A 15,331-nucleotide genomic window follows, 5' to 3' on the forward strand; every position below is an offset into this window, starting at 1 on the left:
ATACCGAAAAGCCGCCAGCTATGAGCTTGGCGGCTTTTTTGTCAGTCAAATTCGTTTCAGAGCCAGGACAGCATTCAGCCCGCCAAATGCAAAGGCGTTGCTAAGAGCCACGTCAACCTTGGCTTCACGCGCCACGTTCGGCACCACATCCAAGGCACATTCCGGGTCAGGCTCTTCGTACCCGATGGTTGGCGCGACTATCCCGTCCCGCAGCGCCATGATGCAGGCCAACAATTCCACTGCGCCGGTTCCACCGATCAAATGCCCATGCATCGACTTTGTTGACGAAATCATCAACTCATCCGCATGTGGCCCAAACACGTCCGCAACCGCTGCGCACTCAGTTTTATCATTGGCGGCAGTACCGGTGCCATGCGCGTTGATGTAGCCGACTTCGCTTGCATTTATCCCGGCATCTGCCAACGCACCGGACATGGCCCGGGCCGCTCCCTGCTTGCTGGGCATGACGATGTCTGCGGCATCAGATGACATGGCATAACCGACAACCTCGCACAGGATGTCTGCCCCACGTGCACGGGCGTTTTCGTAATCTTCAAACACGAAGACGCCTGCACCTTCACCTTGAACCATCCCGTTCCGGTTCGCACTGAAAGGACGGCACGCGTCTTTGGACATGACGCGCAGGCCCTCCCACGCTTTCACGCCGCCAAAGCACAACATGGATTCCGAGCCGCCGGTAATCATCGCAGGCGCCGCCCCGCTGCGCACCATCTGAAACGCAAGAGCCATCGCGTGGTTGGACGAGGCACAGGCGGTCGAGACGGTAAAGCTGGGGCCTTTGATATTGTGCTCCATCGAAACGTGACTGGCGGCAGCGTTGTTCATCAGCTTCGGCACTACAAATGGATGCACCCGATTTTTGCCGTCTTCGTAAACCGAGCGGTAATTATCATCCCAGGTTGAGACGCCGCCGCCCGCCGTCCCAAGAACGACACCAGAGCGCGCAGCGAGTTCGCCATGAAACTCGATGCCGGATTGTTCGATCGCTTCCTTGGTGGCGGTCAGCGTGAACTGGGTAAACCTGTCATACAGGGTCATCTGTTGCCGGTTGAAACGGCCTTCAGCCTCGAACCCGCGCACCTGTCCGCCGATCTTGATGGCCAGACGCTCGACATCACGAAAATCCAGTTCGCCGATGCCACAACGTCCTTCGCGCATCGCTTCGAGTGTATCGGGGACAGAGTGGCCCAGAGAGTTGATTGTGCCAGCTCCGGTAATGACGACGCGTTTCATGATCGCTCGTCAGACCTTTTCAGCCACTAGTTTTTCGATACCCGCGATGATTGCCGCCACGTTGGTGATGTCAAAATCGCTAGCCGTCGGTTCGTTTGCGTTGAACGGAATGGAAATGTCGAACTCTTCCTCAATCGCAAAGATGCTTTCGACCAACCCCAGGCTGTCAATTCCAAGATCCTGCAGGGTGCTTTCGGGCGTGACGTCCGATGGCTCCAGCACGGCCTGCTCTGCAATGATTGCGATGACACGGTCGCTGATGCTCATTTCAATCCCCTGATTGTCGCTTCACGGTTGATTTAATCGCTTGGGGACTATTTGAAAACAGCCTTTTTCAGCGCTTCTATGTCACGGGCCAAGCGCGGCAGGCGACGCTGCGCCTTATAAATGTCTGTGTGGCTTTCCATTTTGATGCCCGGATATCCCATAATGACGCGGCCTGCGGGCACGTTGGACAGAATCTTGGTGCCGCCGCCGGAAATCACGCCATCGCCGATAAAGATGTTGTCGACCACTCCGGTCTGACCGCCAAGAACCACGTTGTTGCCGATCTCAACGGAGCCGGACACTCCGGTTTGGCCGCACAGCAGGCAGTCCTTGCCAACACGTGTGTTGTGACCCACATGAACAAGGTTATCCAGCTTTGAGCCATCACCAATTCGGGTGTTTCGAATTGTGCCGTTATCAACGGTGCAGTTGGAGCCTACTTCGACGTCATCCCCGATCTCGACAGCGCCAAGAGAGTGAATCCGAAGCCAGCTTTGGGCTTTCGCCTCGCCCTGATCACCCATTGTTTTGCGGACGTTCTCGACACCCGAAACCTCTGGCGTGACAAAGCTGAAACCGTCCCCACCGATCCGGGCGCCCGGCTGAGCAATGAATCGATCTCCAATAACAGCACGCGCGCCGACACTGACCATTTCACGCAATAGCGCATCTCTGCCCAGTTGAGCATCCATGCCTATCACACAATGCGCCCCGATGACCGAGTCATCACCGATTCTTGCTCGCGCGCCGATCACCGTCAAAGGCCCGATGGAAACATCTGCACCAATCTCGGCCGTAGGGTCTACAACTGCCGAAGGGTGAACGCCGGGCTCAATCCCCTGCCCCCGGTCCAACATCGCCGTGACACCGGCCATCGCCATGCGCGGCCGCTGGACGAAAATTGCAGCTTCCAGCCCAAGTTCTTCCCAAGGTGCGCCTTCCCATAACAGAGCTGCTCGGGCTGCGCCCTGCCCCAGAGCCTCAGCATATTTCGGCGACATTGCCATTGCCAAATCTGTTGGCCCCGCATCGGCTGGTTCAGCCGCGCGCAAAATGGTCAGGTCAGTATTGCCCTGCGTGTCCGCACCAAGGGCGTCGGCAATCTGTTGGACTGTGAACTTCATGTCGGGGTTCCCTGTCAAAGGATTTGCCCCGTGCTTAACCCTGAACCGCCGGTAGGGCCACCCCCGCATTGTTCAACGCATTCCAGATCTTCTTGTCCCGGTCATACACGTCACGGCGGTACTGAACCTCACCCTTTGGACCAATATAGGCTGTTCGGTAGATCAGATGCACAGGTACTGGTTTTTCCAGCTTCACCTTGGTTTCATTGCCGGTGTTCAACACGCGATGGAAGAATTTTTTCGGACTTTCTTCCTGCAAGGCCAGCAACGCATAGGCGAATTCGAACGGTTGAGCCAACCGAATACACCCGTGCGAAAACGCCCTGACTTCACGCGCGAACAAACTTTTTTGCGGCGTGTCGTGCAGGTAAATGTTGTACTTGTTCGGGAACATGAACTTCACCAGCCCCAGCGCGTTGCTTTTGCCCGGAGGCTGGCGCATCGAGAACGGGAAGTTGCGGGCAGAAAACTGATTGAAATCAACTGCCCCCCGGTTGATGGCGCGCCCACTCCGATCCGTGATCTGAATATGGCCTACCGCATTGGGATTGCTGCGAAGTTTCGGCAAGTATTCTTTGGTTATGATCGAACGTGGGACATACCAGCTGGGGTTGATCACCATGTGTTCCATCTGATCCGAGAATTCCGGGCTGCGGCGATCACTGGTGTTTTTCCCGATCACTGCGCGCGTTTCAAAGGTAACCTGACCATCGTCAACGATCTTTGCTGAAAAATCGGTCTGGTTCACAAGGATATGGCGCCCGCCCCGTTCACGGGGCAGCCAACGCTCGCGCTCAAGGGCGACGATAACGGATTTCAGACGATCAGATACAGGGCGGTTAAGTTCAGTAATAGTACCATTGCCAGCTACGCCGTCCGTTTCCAGGCCGTGTGCGGCCTGAAACTCCTGAACTGCCTTGAACACGTTGCTATCGTATCGCGGACTGGCGGTCGGTTTCAGATAGCCCATCGCGACCAGCCGGTTACGCAGCTTGATGACTGCTGCGCCCGCATCGCCCTGCTCCAGTTTGGCAACCGGAACGTTTTCCCCCCAGCCACCTGCCTGAATCAGGTGTTGCAGCGCAATCTTCTCTTTCATCAGAGAGCGGTATTGGCGGGATTGTGGAGGCAAAGACCGGAAATATGTCGCCGCATCCATGGTCACCAGATCGTTCAAATGCTGAGCTGCAGAACGGCGCGTCACCTCGCGCACAAGGCCGTCATCGATACTGGAAGGCAACAAAACACCAGATTGGACGTCCCGGGCATATTTTACGAACACACGGCTCAATTCAGCTTCGACCTGTCCAAGGTCGCGATTGCTCCGCGCCGTCTGCATTTTGTTCAGCAGACCTTGGACATCGTATCGTGAAAGAGGCAAACCGTGATTGTCGGCGTGTGACAGGGATTCGATCAGAATCTGACGACGTTCCTGATAGTCAGGGCCGGTTCCCGTCCAGACCGGCTGATAGTTGTTTGTGCGATAAAAATCAGCCAGCCCGGAATCCGATGCGGTAGTTTCAGCCACCGCGATCTGGAATGCCGAGATACTGACACCATCCGATACCCCCTGCGCATGGGCCCCGGAGCCCGCCAAAAAGGCCGCGATAGCGATTGCTGCGATGGGCCGAATGACAACTTTCATATTTTAGACCTTACTATTCAATAACTTGCACCGATTTCCTTCAGCCAGCCAAGTTTGGGTGTTTTCAGGTGCAAATGTCCATTCACAAATACTCTATCCTGATGCATCTTCCATTGCCTGATGCGTGTTTGCATCGGAGCGCCAGGCTGCTTAGCCCAATTGCAGCGAAATTTCGGTACACATTTTCAATTGCGCGAAAAACTGCCGAAAGTTCCCCCTTGAAAACATACATGCGAAAGACTTCTTGGCTCGTGATTCCGACTGTGCCATAAATCCCGCATCTGGGGATGGAAGTAAAAAAGTAAGAAGGCGCGCGTAACATCGAGCGCAGGCAGGAACAGTACGGGACTAAACGCTAATGATAAAGAGCAGTACTTCGGGCATAACCCGACGTGCCCTTCTTGGGGCATTTGCAGCTACGGCCGTAACAGCGGCCCCCACCTATTCCCAGGCAGCAGGGTTTTTGCGCGGCGGCGGTGACGTTCGCCGCATTCGTATGTATTCCGGTCGCACAGGCGAACGGATTGACATGATATATTGGGTGGACGGCAAATATATCAAGGACGCAGTCAAGGAAATCAATCACTTCATGCGTGATTGGCGCACGGACCAGTCCAAATCAATGGATTTGCGCACCATCGACATCATGGCGGCCTCACATAATCTGCTGGACGTAAACGAACCCTATATGTTGTTGTCCGGCTATCGCAGCCCTAAAACTAACGCTATGCTCCGCTCTCGCTCTCGTGGAGTTGCGCGGAATTCGCTTCACATGCAGGGTCAAGCGGCGGATTTGCGGTTGGCATCCCGCTCAGTCTCGCAGATGGCGAAGGCCGCCATTTCCTGCCGTGCCGGCGGAGTTGGGCGGTACCACCGTTCAAACTTTGTCCATATGGACTGCGGAGATGTTCGGACCTGGGGTGGTTAAGCCACCCTTTTTGGCGGACAACAATCGAATCTCCGGTTGCGCTTATGCACCCGAAATAGTCTCGTGCCTGCATCGGTGAGCCGATGTGGGATTTTTCTGTTTGCCATTTCGAGCGCGCAACTGCCGGGCGCGATAGAGATCTGTAAAACTTGCGAAAATCCTTGAGACCTGAAGCCGCTTTAGCATTCCAAGCTGATCGCAATGCTCGGCTTGGGCAAGCCGCATATGTCAGATCTGGCCGACAAACTTTGCTGTGATATGAAGTGGCGCACCTGAGAGGATTCGAACCTCTGGCCTCTGCCTTCGGAGGGCAGCGCTCTATCCAGCTGAGCTACAGGTGCCTGTGCCGTTAGCTAACCTTGATCCGATCCGGGTGCAACAGCAAATCGAAGTCCCAAAGGCGGCATTTGAAGCCGCCAGCCATACGTTTCACGCAAAGAGATCGTGAGCCAACTCAAGGGCCTCGATCAGTGTATCGACCTCTTCCTTTGTATTGTAGAGGCCAAAGCTCGCCCGGCAGGTTGCGGTCACACCGAGGTGGTCCATCAGAGGTCCGGCGCAGTGATGCCCGGCCCGAACCGCAACTCCCTTTTTGTCGAGGATGGTTGAGACATCATGTGCGTGCCCCGCCCCGTCCAGCGTAAAACTGAAGATAGCCGCCTTATCTGGGCGCGTTCCCTGAACCTGCAACCAATTAAGACCGTTCAGCCGTTGCAGCGCATAGTCGCGCAGACCACCTTCGTGTGCGGCGATGTTGTCCATCCCCAAATCCATCATGTAGTCCAATGCCACCCCAAGCCCGATCGTTTGCACGATACCCGGGGTTCCCGCTTCGAACTTCATTGGCGGATCGTTGTAGATCACCTGATCTTTGGAAACTTCCTTAATCATGTCACCACCGCCGATGAAGGGGCGCATCTCGGACATGCGTTCCGATTTGATATAAATCGCCCCGGAACCGGAAGGACCATACAGCTTGTGGCCGGTAATTGCATAGAAATCACAGCCGATGTCCTGCACGTTGACAGGCATGTGGACTGCGCCCTGACTGCCGTCAACAAGCACCGGAACGCCTTTTGCGTGTGCACCCTGAGTGATGGCCTTTACATCAACGACCGTTCCAAGAACGTTCGAACATTGGGTAACCGCCACAAGTCTTGTTTTCGGACCAATCGCGTCGATGACGGCCTGAGGATCAAGACCGCCATCCGCATCCACATCAACCCATTTCAGGACAACGCCCTGTCTTTCCCGCAGGAAATGCCAGGGAACGATATTGGCGTGATGCTCCATCACGCTCAGAACGATCTCGTCACCAGCCTCAAGTCTGGGCATCGCCCAACCGTATGCTACCAGATTGATCCCTTCGGTGGTGCCAGAATTCAATACGATTTCATCTTCGCTTCCAGCCCCAAGAAACCGGGCAATAGTTCCGCGCACGGCCTCGTACTTTTCCGTGGCCAGATTCGACAGATAGTGCAAACCCCTGTGTACGTTCGAGTATTCCTCGGCATAGGCCCGCGTCACGGCGTCGATCACCGCCTGTGGTTTCTGGGCCGACGCGCCGTTATCAAGGTAGGTCAATGGTTTACCATTCACCTGACGCGACAGAATTGGAAAATCAGAGCGGATTTTCTGGATATCATACATGGGCGGAAAATCCCAACATTGGGGCCCCGACAAGGGACAGCACGAGGATGAGAAGAGCGGCGATCGCCAAGACCGAAAGGAAAAGAACACCAACCGCCCTGGGCAAAGAACCCAATCGGTGTGCCTGATCAAGGAAATGGACGGTAATGTAAAGACCAACCACAAAAGCAGCAAAGGCAAGCAGCGCAGACAAAACCGGTATGGTCATCAGAAAGATAAGCCCGGCTGCCTGTACGGCAACCCTGAGAAACTGAAGCCAGACCATCAGAACCATGATGTCATTGAATGACCCGGTCCCGCCCATTCTTCGACCAACATGATAAAATGCAAGAATACTCAGAAACAGCCCGCCTCCGACGATCGCGACATAAAGCACAAGCGAATTGGCAATGCCCTGAAACTCGCTGTCTATGACCGGGAAAACTACGTTGGACGCGGTTTGCAGCAGTGTGTTGAGAACTATGGCCAGCGCGAACGCAACCCAAAGCACCTCTCGTCCCAGATTCATCGCCATCAGCTGGCGCGCGGCCTCAGCCGGATCGGTAAGCGTCAGGATGGCCAGATTTTTCAAGTTGGTTGAATTCATCTGGCGCGACCTTCTGCCTGAATAAGCCCGGAAATCCAGAACCAGACAAATACCACCAACCACAGGCCGCCAACTAGATTCTGAGCGGCACCAGGGCCGATGAACCCGGCCACCAGGCCGAACAGCATCAGCAAAGGGCTTGAGGCGAGAAATGACCAGAACAAGGCCATGCGAGCACCAAACCAATCGCCGCTGCCGCCGAAAAGTCGGGCCACCAAATGACTAATACCTGCGAGGATATAGAGGAGCAGCGGCGCACTTAGCACCCAGGCGAAAAGCGCGCCTGCAAGCAGAGAGTTCAGCTCCTGCCCGGTCAGATGTGCCTCTCTGGCCAGACGCGGCGTTTGGCCAACGAACACCAGAACGCACGCGGCCATAACGATGGCCAACGCGCGATCTTCGCGTTGACCCATATCCAAAAGGCGCCGCATGACACGGCCCGGCCCCCTGTATGTGGCCACGATATCGGTAGTAACCGGCATCAGCTACGCCGTGCCAGCCAACCTTCGAGACGCCCGACGATATCAGATATCAGGTCTTCATTCTCGATCTCGTCTACCGCCTCTGCCAAAAAGGCCAGTGTCAGCATATTGGTGGCGTCCTTGTATGGCACACCGCGCGAGCGCAGGTAAAACAAGGCCGTTTCATCAATTGCGCCAGATGTTGACCCGTGGGAACAGGCAACGTCATCTGCATAGATCTCGAGTTCGGGCTTGGCCAGAAACTGACTGTCATCGTCCAACAAAAGGGATTGGCTGATCTGATACCCATCTGTTTTCTGGGCACCTTCCTTGACCAGAATCTTACCCTGAAACACGCCGGTCGCGCCGTTACGCAGCACTTTCTTGAAAACCTGACGGCTTTCGCAATTTACCGCATCATGGGTGACGAACACAGTATCGTCGTGGTGAAAGTCACCATCACCGACACAGGCGCCCGCGACATGTGCCACAGCATCGTCGCCGGTCAGTTCAACCACCTGCTCGTTTCGGGTCAGCACGCCGTTCACTGTCAGCGTGAAGGACTTATAGACGGACTCCTTGCCCAATCTTGTAAACATGTGCGTCGCGGCGCGGCGCTGGTGATCTCTGCCCTGTGCGCGAACGTGGTGCAATGTACCGCCATCCGCGACATCGATTTCCATGCACTTGTTGAAACGCGAAGCCGCCGGGCCGTTTTCCAGAATGGTAACTTCGGCACCGCTTTCAACGCGAATTACGTGATGCAGGATGGCGTCAGAAGATTCCGACGCGTGCCGATAAAAAAGGCTAATCGGCTTGGACGGCTTACCGGTGACGTGGATTGCTACACCATCGGTTGCAAACGCCGTGTTTAGTGCGGCCAGTGGGCGCTGTACCGGGTGCTGTCCACGTGCTTCAAGAACGCCATATAACTCTTTGGCCCAATGGATATCTTTGCAGCAAATATCTTCCAGGCGATCGATCTTGATGCCCTCCAGGGCAAGATCGTCTGATTCCTCGGCGCTGAATACACCATCGACAAACACGATCCTAAGGCGATCGATTGCATCGAACATTACCGGTTCATCTGAATGAAACACCGCTGCGCTAGGTGCTTCCGGCGAAATCAGCGTGTCCGGCCGAGTGTACTTCCAGTATTCATCGCGGCGGCCGGGCAATCCCATCTCGCGAACCCGGGCCAAGGCGGCCTGACGCGCGTCCTTTGTACAGCCTGCATCCGGCAGTTGCAGCGTCGACAGGCGCGCCTCGGTTGCTGATTGTTTTACTTCGGGCAAAGCCATCAGTTTACCTCGGCAAGAATGTCGGCATAACCGTTGTTTTCAACTTCAAGCGCCAGATCGGGTCCGCCCGTTTTCACGATGCGCCCGTCTGCCATGATGTGCACCACGTCCGGCTTGATGTGGTCCAGCAAGCGCTGATAGTGCGTGATGACCAGAAAGCCCCGACCTTCGTCCCGCAGCGCATTCACGCCTTCGGCAACCAGTTTCATCGCGTCCACATCCAGACCGGAATCCGTTTCATCCAGAATACACATGCTGGGCTCCAGCATCGCCATTTGCAGGATTTCGTTGCGCTTCTTTTCACCGCCAGAGAATCCGACGTTGACAGGGCGCTTCAACATGTCAGCGTCGATTTTCAAAGTTTTGGCCTTCGCACGCACAACTTTCAGGAAATCCGTTGCTGACAGCTCTTCTTGTCCTCGCGCTTTCCGCTGAGCATTCACAGCAGTGCGCAGAAAAGTCATGTTGCCGACACCGGGAATTTCCACCGGGTACTGGAAAGCCAGGAAAAGACCAGCGGCTGCGCGCTCTTCCGGCTCCATTTCCAGCAGGTCCCGGCCTTCCAGCTCAGCCGATCCCGCAGTCACTTCGTAACCGTCGCGGCCGGACAACACGTAGCTCAGTGTAGATTTTCCCGACCCGTTCGGCCCCATGATCGCATGAACTTTGCCAGCCTCGACCGTCAGATCAACACCCTTGAGGATTTCTTTTTCTTCTTCTTCAAGTTTGACGTGCAGGTTTTTGATTTCCAGCATTTTTTCGTCCTTCGTATTTCGCTCGGAGTGCAAAGCTCCGCCATGTTCATATCTCAGGCTGACCGCAGGTAACTGGCCCAAACCATCAGCATGCTCTTGCCCAAAGAATTGTGGCCCGGATTGACGTTCATCACCCAAAGCCACAGGGCATTTCATTCATTCCCTCAGAAGCTTTCGGATTATCAGAGAACAACCCCAGCCGAGGATTGCACCGCCGCCCACGGCCCACACGGGATTCAGGAAGTCCTTTGGGTTGATGTTTACGTACACTACCCCCAACAGGCCGCCCAAAACCGGCAACGCATATCCGAGGGCGATCAAAACATCATCCCGTCGAACCCGGTTCCGGGAATTGCGTGTCATCAGCCAACCGATCCTTCAAGCGAGATGGCAACCAGTTGCTGCGCCTCCATTGCAAACTCCATGGGCAGAGCCTGCAATACATCCTTGCAGAATCCGTTCACCACCAGAGCAACGGCTTCTTCCTCGTCCATGCCGCGTTGGCGGCAATAGAAAAGCTGATCTTCATCCACCTTAGAGGTCGTCGCCTCATGCTCGCAACGTGAGGAGTTATTGCGAACCTCAATATACGGCACCGTATGGGCGCCACACTTGTCGCCAATCAGCAACGAGTCACATTGGGTATAGTTGCGCGAGTTTTTTGCCTTTGGGTGCATTGCGACCAACCCGCGATAGGTATTCTGTGCCTTACCAGCACTGATGCCCTTAGAAACGATGCGCGATTTGGTGTTTTTACCCAAATGCACCATCTTGGTTCCGGTATCGGCCTGTTGGTAATTGTTGGTGATCGCGATCGAATAGAATTCGCCCTGGCTGTCGTCACCGCGCAAGATGCAGGAAGGGTACTTCCATGTGACTGCTGACCCCGTTTCAACCTGAGTCCACATCACTTTGGACCGATCGCCACGGCAATCCGCGCGTTTGGTGACGAAGTTATAAATTCCGCCCCTGCCGTTTTCATCACCCGGGTACCAGTTCTGAACGGTCGAATATTTGACCTCGGCATCTTCCTCGATAATGATCTCAACTACCGCAGCATGTAGTTGAGCCGTATCGCGCTGAGGTGCGGTGCAGCCTTCAAGGTACGACACATACGAGCCTTTGTCGGCGATGATTAAAGTGCGCTCGAACTGACCAGTATTTTCTGCGTTGATGCGGAAATACGTGCTCAACTCCATCGGGCAGCGAACGCCCGGCGGCACATACACAAAGGATCCGTCCGAGAACACGGCGCTATTCAGCGTGGCGTAGAAGTTGTCGGAAACCGGCACGACCGAACCGAGGTATTTCTTCACCAGCTCCGGATGCTCACGGATGGCCTCGGAAATCGAACAGAAGATCACGCCGGCCTTTTTCAGTTCGGCCTGGAACGTCGTTCCGACCGAGACCGAGTCAAACACCGCGTCTACGGCAACCTTGCGGCCCTCAGCGGGAGCGTCTTCAGCGCCTTCGACACCAGCCAGAATCATCTGCTCTTTCAAGGGGATACCAAGCTTTTCGTATGTAGCAAGCAGCTTTGGATCAACCTCATCCAGAGATTTCGGCTTTTCCTCCATCGATTTGGGACGGGCATAATAATACTGGTCCTGAAAATCGATCTTGGGGTAGCTGACCATAGCCCAGTTCGGCTCTTCGATCTGGGACCAGCGGTCGAACGCCGCCAGACGCCATTCGGTCATCCATTCGGGCTCGTCATTCTTTTCCGAGATCAGCCGCACGATGTCCGGATTTACGCCTTTGGGCGCATATTCCATCTCAATGTCGGTTTCCCAGCCATACTTGTAGGTTCCGACCTCGCGCACCGCATCAACGGTTTCCTGATCGACACCTTCTTTGACCTGTGTCTGGTCCAAAGCCGCCATGGCCTTCTCCTCGTAATCTCACGCCGTCCGGGCGCGGTATTTTTCCCGCTGCTTCAGCCAGCCATCGGCGAAGCGCATGATTTCATCTTCCGTCGTTTCCGGCCCAAGCGAGACACGGATGGCACTCGCCGCTTCGGATTCGTCAAACCCCATCGCCGCCAGGACCCTGCTGGATTTCACCTTGCCGCTGGAACAGGCAGATCCGGCTGAAATGGCGAAGCCCGCCAAATCCATTGCCATCACCTGGGTTTCACCCTTCCAACCAGGCGTGATCATGCATGACGTATTTGGAAGCCGACGTTCTTTGTTCCCGACAAAAATAGTTTCTTTTGCGGATTCCACAAGACATGATTCTAGAATGTTTCTAAGTTTTTCGACCCTATTCCACGAACCATCCGACAGTTCACGCACAGCCGCCTCAATCGCCGCTCCAAACCCGGCAATTCCAACGATGTTTTCCGTTCCCGAGCGGCGCCCCATTTCCTGACCGCCCCCGGTTGCCAGCGGTTCGATATCCAACCCTTGCCGGAGGATCAATGCCCCCACACCCTTGGGTCCGCCAATTTTGTGGGCAGACAGAATTGCCATATCGGCGCCGCTCCACGCGAACGAGAACGGAATTCGACCAATGGCCTGAGTTACATCCAGTAATAGCCAATCAGCCAGTCTTTGACCGTATGGCCACTGACCATCCACCTTTTCAGGCGGCAAACTCACAATTCCTGTTTCTGAATTCGCCAGTCCCATTGCCAGAGTGTGACCCGGACCGACCGGGCGCTCAGCTACGTTCGAAAGATCCAGATGCGACCAAAGCGCGTCATGCGCCGTGCTGTCTACAAACACATCACTGGTATCGGGCCTGTTCATCAGTACGCGGGCCGCCTCGGTCGCGCCGGATGTAAAGATGACCTCTTGGGGTTTGCACCCGACAGCTTCGGCCACTTGTGCCCGCGCTTTCTCGACCAATGACTTGGCGACCCGACCTTCCGCATGAACTGAAGAAGGGTTTCCGACAACGTCCATCGCCGCGATCATTGCCTCCCGAGCCTCGGGCCGCAAAGGGGCGGTGGCGTTGTAGTCAAGATAAACGCGTTTCATGGATGCATCTTTTCTTGCGGGTCTGATTTCGTTGCATTGACCAAAGTCACGTTAGCGGAATTTAATCATCCACTACGGAAAACAAACTGGGTACGGCAGGACATGGCGCCAGGTCATTCTTGATTACATCCGACAGTCGCGTCTGGTGCAGAAATACGTAGACATGGGCGCTAAGGCTCTCCCAAAGACGGTTAGTCAGTGACTGCGCGCGACTGCCCGAGGAAGCGCCCGATGCGCCAGCACCCTTGTGCATTGCATCAACAGTTTCATCAACAGCGGCCAGAATTTCGACCACGCGGATTTCGGACGCGGGGCGCGCAAGGCGATACCCACCGCCAGGACCCCGAACAGACGTAACCAATTCTGCCCGCCGCAGCTTGACGAAAAGCTGTTCAAGGTAGGGAAGGGAAACATCCTGTCTTTCGGAAATTTCCCCAAGTGTAACCAAGGCGTCGTTGGATTGAAGCGCAATATCGGCCAACGCCACCATCGCGTAACGACCTTTGGTCGAAAGCTTCATTTTCGATTCTCCCAAACCTGACTGCGCGAAAACATTGACGACGTCGCCACCAGTGCGTATCTCCGACTGACAGCGCCCTTGCGCAATGCATACATAATTAGAACCGTTCTAAGGTGCCTGACGGATAGCGTCAAGAATATCCCGGTACCCAGCGAAATAAGACAGGACAAAAGCACACATGCCCGAGGTGATTTTTCCCGGACCCGAAGGCCGCCTGGAAGGCCGTTACCACCCGCAAAAGGAAAAAGACGCACCGATCGCCATCGTGCTGCATCCTCATCCGCAATTTGGCGGAACAATGAACAACAAGGTCGTCTATAACCTGCACTACGCCTTTTACAACATGGGCTTCACGGTCTTGCGGTTTAATTTCCGCGGTGTTGGACGCAGCCAGGGCGAGTACGATCAGGGTGTTGGCGAACTGAGCGATGCAGCGTCGGCGCTGGATTATCTGCAGTCGATGAACAATAACTCCAAACATTGTTGGGTTGCCGGATTTTCGTTCGGTGCCTGGATCGGAATGCAGTTGTTGATGCGCCGTCCGGAAATCACCGGCTTCATCAGCGTGTCCCCTCCGGCGAATATGTACGATTTTTCGTTCCTGGCCCCCTGCCCTTCGTCCGGTTTGGTCATCAACGGTTCGGCCGACCGGGTTGCTCCGCCGGCCGATACGACCTCTTTGGTCAGCAAATTGCATGAGCAAAAGGGAATCACGATCACTCATACCGAAGTCGAGGGCGCCGATCACTTCTTTCAGGAGCCACACATGGACACTTTGGTCACCGACGTTACCGACTATGTAAAACGTCGACTGACGGAGAACACGCGCTGATGTCTGACACCATCAACACCTTGGCCGGGAAACTGGCCGAGGACACGATGAAGGTCATGGACGAGACAGGGAATGATCGGCTTTTCGTAGAGATCGGGGATGTTCTTGCGGCGGCCTCTCAATCTCTGGAAGAAGCGTTCCTGACGGAGATACGTGTACGGCTGGCCGAACGCACAGCCCGTCAATTTCTGATTAAAAAATTATCCGATCATCGCGCCAAGACAAAATCCATCGAAAAGCAATAAACCTGTTTGCCTCGGCGCCGGTTCTGCAAGTTGCAAAGAAAAAGGGGTCCGAAGACCCCTTTTTCATTATCGGTTGGCGCTCAAACCAAATTAACTTCAAACCGCTCAACACTTTGTGCTGCATCTATGTCGACGGACCCCCCGTCTGCAAGCCACCCGAGCGCCACGATAAGTACCGAAGCTACAATAATAGTTATCGCAAAACGCGTCATGAAAGAGAACTCACTAAAAATAACATCAAGTACATGCGTACATTATCACGCCTTCGGGTCATTATCATAGTCGGGTTTCCCTGACCTTCAGCCAGCCAAAGAGCGTGCCCGGTGTAGCGTCGAACGCACCTGATCAAGTAGGTTTTGACTTGCCCGCAGACGGGAATTCGTGCTCAAGGTTTCCGCGAATTCTCCCACGTTAGGACTTGCACCTGTGCCAAAGGCTTATCTGATCCTCCTATTTGCAGTTGTCGCCGAAACAATCGGTACGAGCGCCCTCCAGGCAAGTCAGCAGTTCACCCGGTTCTGGCCATCGGTTCTGGTCGTGGTTGGATACGGCTTAGCGTTTTACCTGATGGCACTCACGCTCAAGGTCATGCCTGTTGGCATCGTCTATGCGATCTGGTCGGGTCTGGGAATCTTTCTGATCGCAATCATCGGATTTGTCGTTTTTGGCCAGCGGCTGGACTGGCCCGCAATTTTTGGCCTCAGTTTGATTTTGATCGGTATATTGGTCATTCACCTTTTTTCCGAGACTGCTGGCCACTGATCTCGCGTTAGGGCTGGTAT

17 protein-coding genes and 1 tRNA gene are annotated in these 15,331 nt (G+C 55.0%); 4 read left to right on the top strand and 14 right to left on the bottom strand.

The window, feature by feature from the left end:
- Nucleotides 1-45 precede the first annotated feature (45 nt).
- Genes ACR0D6_RS19175 through ACR0D6_RS19190 form a run of 4 tightly spaced genes read right to left on the bottom strand, consistent with a single transcriptional unit; the run spans nt 46 to nt 4,290 of the window.
- Entirely contained in the window at nt 46-1,254 is a 1,209-nt protein-coding gene (locus ACR0D6_RS19175; protein ID WP_170655599.1) for a beta-ketoacyl-[acyl-carrier-protein] synthase family protein, read from the bottom strand.
- Nucleotides 1,255-1,263: 9 nt separating this feature from the next.
- A complete protein-coding gene (locus ACR0D6_RS19180) occupies nt 1,264-1,521 on the bottom strand; it encodes an acyl carrier protein (protein ID WP_170655601.1) in 258 nt (85 codons plus the stop codon).
- 47 nt (nt 1,522-1,568) lie between these two features.
- Nucleotides 1,569-2,645 carry a UDP-3-O-(3-hydroxymyristoyl)glucosamine N-acyltransferase gene (lpxD, locus tag ACR0D6_RS19185; RefSeq protein ID WP_480766702.1) on the bottom strand — a complete coding sequence of 359 codons (1,077 nt, stop codon included), beginning with the start codon at nt 2,643-2,645 and terminating at the stop codon, nt 1,569-1,571.
- Nucleotides 2,646-2,679: 34 nt separating this feature from the next.
- Complete coding sequence (locus ACR0D6_RS19190; protein ID WP_480766703.1) at nt 2,680-4,290, bottom strand: L,D-transpeptidase family protein; 1,611 nt, start codon at nt 4,288-4,290, stop codon at nt 2,680-2,682.
- Nucleotides 4,291-4,648: 358 nt separating this feature from the next.
- On the opposite strand from ACR0D6_RS19190, the gene mepK reads away from it, so the two are divergent.
- Complete coding sequence (gene mepK / locus ACR0D6_RS19195; protein ID WP_170655607.1) at nt 4,649-5,218, top strand: peptidoglycan L,D-endopeptidase MepK; 570 nt, start codon at nt 4,649-4,651, stop codon at nt 5,216-5,218.
- Nucleotides 5,219-5,482: 264 nt separating this feature from the next.
- On the opposite strand, the gene ACR0D6_RS19200 is transcribed toward mepK, so the two are convergent.
- From ACR0D6_RS19200 to iscR, 10 genes are all read right to left on the bottom strand, one after another.
- Nucleotides 5,483-5,559: transfer RNA gene (locus tag ACR0D6_RS19200), tRNA-Arg, on the bottom strand.
- Between the two features lie 88 nt (nt 5,560-5,647).
- The gene (locus ACR0D6_RS19205; RefSeq protein WP_480449490.1) at nt 5,648-6,868 is read right to left on the bottom strand and encodes a cysteine desulfurase; all 1,221 of its coding nucleotides are present in this window, start codon (nt 6,866-6,868) and stop codon (nt 5,648-5,650) included.
- Nucleotides 6,861-7,454, bottom strand: coding sequence for a Yip1 family protein (locus ACR0D6_RS19210; protein ID WP_480766704.1), 594 nt, complete (start codon nt 7,452-7,454; stop codon nt 6,861-6,863). The genes ACR0D6_RS19205 and ACR0D6_RS19210 overlap by 8 nt, the downstream gene beginning before the upstream one ends.
- Entirely contained in the window at nt 7,451-7,936 is a 486-nt protein-coding gene (locus ACR0D6_RS19215) for a YIP1 family protein (protein ID WP_170655613.1), read from the bottom strand. The genes ACR0D6_RS19210 and ACR0D6_RS19215 overlap by 4 nt, the downstream gene beginning before the upstream one ends.
- On the bottom strand, nt 7,936-9,216 hold the full coding sequence (gene sufD / locus ACR0D6_RS19220; RefSeq protein ID WP_480766705.1) for a Fe-S cluster assembly protein SufD: 1,281 nt from the start codon (nt 9,214-9,216) through the stop codon (nt 7,936-7,938). Before sufD ends, ACR0D6_RS19215 begins: the two co-directional genes overlap by 1 nt.
- Nucleotides 9,216-9,971, bottom strand: a complete 756-nt coding sequence (gene sufC / locus ACR0D6_RS19225) for a Fe-S cluster assembly ATPase SufC (protein ID WP_480766706.1) — start codon at nt 9,969-9,971, stop codon at nt 9,216-9,218. Before sufC ends, sufD begins: the two co-directional genes overlap by 1 nt.
- Nucleotides 9,972-10,127: 156 nt before the next feature.
- Nucleotides 10,128-10,334, bottom strand: a complete 207-nt coding sequence (locus ACR0D6_RS19230) for a hypothetical protein (protein ID WP_480766707.1) — start codon at nt 10,332-10,334, stop codon at nt 10,128-10,130.
- Entirely contained in the window at nt 10,334-11,854 is a 1,521-nt protein-coding gene (gene sufB, locus ACR0D6_RS19235; protein WP_170655621.1) for a Fe-S cluster assembly protein SufB, read from the bottom strand. The genes ACR0D6_RS19230 and sufB overlap by 1 nt, the downstream gene beginning before the upstream one ends.
- Before the next feature lie 18 nt (nt 11,855-11,872).
- The gene (locus ACR0D6_RS19240; RefSeq protein WP_480766708.1) at nt 11,873-12,952 is read right to left on the bottom strand and encodes a cysteine desulfurase family protein; all 1,080 of its coding nucleotides are present in this window, start codon (nt 12,950-12,952) and stop codon (nt 11,873-11,875) included.
- Nucleotides 12,953-13,013: 61 nt separating this feature from the next.
- Nucleotides 13,014-13,472 carry a Fe-S cluster assembly transcriptional regulator IscR gene (gene iscR / locus ACR0D6_RS19245; RefSeq protein WP_480726161.1) on the bottom strand — a complete coding sequence of 153 codons (459 nt, stop codon included), beginning with the start codon at nt 13,470-13,472 and terminating at the stop codon, nt 13,014-13,016.
- A gap of 178 nt (nt 13,473-13,650) precedes the next feature.
- On the opposite strand from iscR, the gene ACR0D6_RS19250 reads away from it, so the two are divergent.
- From ACR0D6_RS19250 to ACR0D6_RS19260, 3 genes are all read left to right on the top strand, one after another.
- On the top strand, nt 13,651-14,304 hold the full coding sequence (locus tag ACR0D6_RS19250; protein ID WP_170655627.1) for an alpha/beta hydrolase: 654 nt from the start codon (nt 13,651-13,653) through the stop codon (nt 14,302-14,304).
- A complete protein-coding gene (locus ACR0D6_RS19255) occupies nt 14,304-14,549 on the top strand; it encodes a hypothetical protein (RefSeq protein WP_170655629.1) in 246 nt (81 codons plus the stop codon). Before ACR0D6_RS19250 ends, ACR0D6_RS19255 begins: the two co-directional genes overlap by 1 nt.
- A 426-nt stretch (nt 14,550-14,975) precedes the next feature.
- Nucleotides 14,976-15,311, top strand: a complete 336-nt coding sequence (locus ACR0D6_RS19260) for a DMT family transporter (RefSeq protein WP_480726164.1) — start codon at nt 14,976-14,978, stop codon at nt 15,309-15,311.
- Nucleotides 15,312-15,331 lie beyond the last annotated feature (20 nt).

Source organism: Ruegeria sp. BJ6, assembly GCF_056537885.1.

Excerpts from the sequence above, each read along its gene's own strand:
- ACR0D6_RS19175 (WP_170655599.1), bottom strand. The coding sequence starts at position 1,254 with ATGAAACGCGTCGTCATTACCGGAGCTGGCACAATCAACTCTCTGGGC.
- ACR0D6_RS19180 (WP_170655601.1), bottom strand. The coding sequence starts at position 1,521 with ATGAGCATCAGCGACCGTGTCATCGCAATCATTGCAGAGCAGGCCGTG.
- lpxD (WP_480766702.1), bottom strand. The coding sequence starts at position 2,645 with ATGAAGTTCACAGTCCAACAGATTGCCGACGCCCTTGGTGCGGACACG.
- ACR0D6_RS19190 (WP_480766703.1), bottom strand. The coding sequence starts at position 4,290 with ATGAAAGTTGTCATTCGGCCCATCGCAGCAATCGCTATCGCGGCCTTT.
- mepK (WP_170655607.1), top strand. The coding sequence starts at position 4,649 with ATGATAAAGAGCAGTACTTCGGGCATAACCCGACGTGCCCTTCTTGGG.
- ACR0D6_RS19205 (WP_480449490.1), bottom strand. The coding sequence starts at position 6,868 with ATGTATGATATCCAGAAAATCCGCTCTGATTTTCCAATTCTGTCGCGT.
- ACR0D6_RS19210 (WP_480766704.1), bottom strand. The coding sequence starts at position 7,454 with ATGAATTCAACCAACTTGAAAAATCTGGCCATCCTGACGCTTACCGAT.
- ACR0D6_RS19215 (WP_170655613.1), bottom strand. The coding sequence starts at position 7,936 with ATGCCGGTTACTACCGATATCGTGGCCACATACAGGGGGCCGGGCCGT.
- sufD (WP_480766705.1), bottom strand. The coding sequence starts at position 9,216 with ATGGCTTTGCCCGAAGTAAAACAATCAGCAACCGAGGCGCGCCTGTCG.
- sufC (WP_480766706.1), bottom strand. The coding sequence starts at position 9,971 with ATGCTGGAAATCAAAAACCTGCACGTCAAACTTGAAGAAGAAGAAAAA.
- ACR0D6_RS19230 (WP_480766707.1), bottom strand. The coding sequence starts at position 10,334 with ATGACACGCAATTCCCGGAACCGGGTTCGACGGGATGATGTTTTGATC.
- sufB (WP_170655621.1), bottom strand. The coding sequence starts at position 11,854 with ATGGCGGCTTTGGACCAGACACAGGTCAAAGAAGGTGTCGATCAGGAA.
- ACR0D6_RS19240 (WP_480766708.1), bottom strand. The coding sequence starts at position 12,952 with ATGAAACGCGTTTATCTTGACTACAACGCCACCGCCCCTTTGCGGCCC.
- iscR (WP_480726161.1), bottom strand. The coding sequence starts at position 13,472 with ATGAAGCTTTCGACCAAAGGTCGTTACGCGATGGTGGCGTTGGCCGAT.
- ACR0D6_RS19250 (WP_170655627.1), top strand. The coding sequence starts at position 13,651 with ATGCCCGAGGTGATTTTTCCCGGACCCGAAGGCCGCCTGGAAGGCCGT.
- ACR0D6_RS19255 (WP_170655629.1), top strand. The coding sequence starts at position 14,304 with ATGTCTGACACCATCAACACCTTGGCCGGGAAACTGGCCGAGGACACG.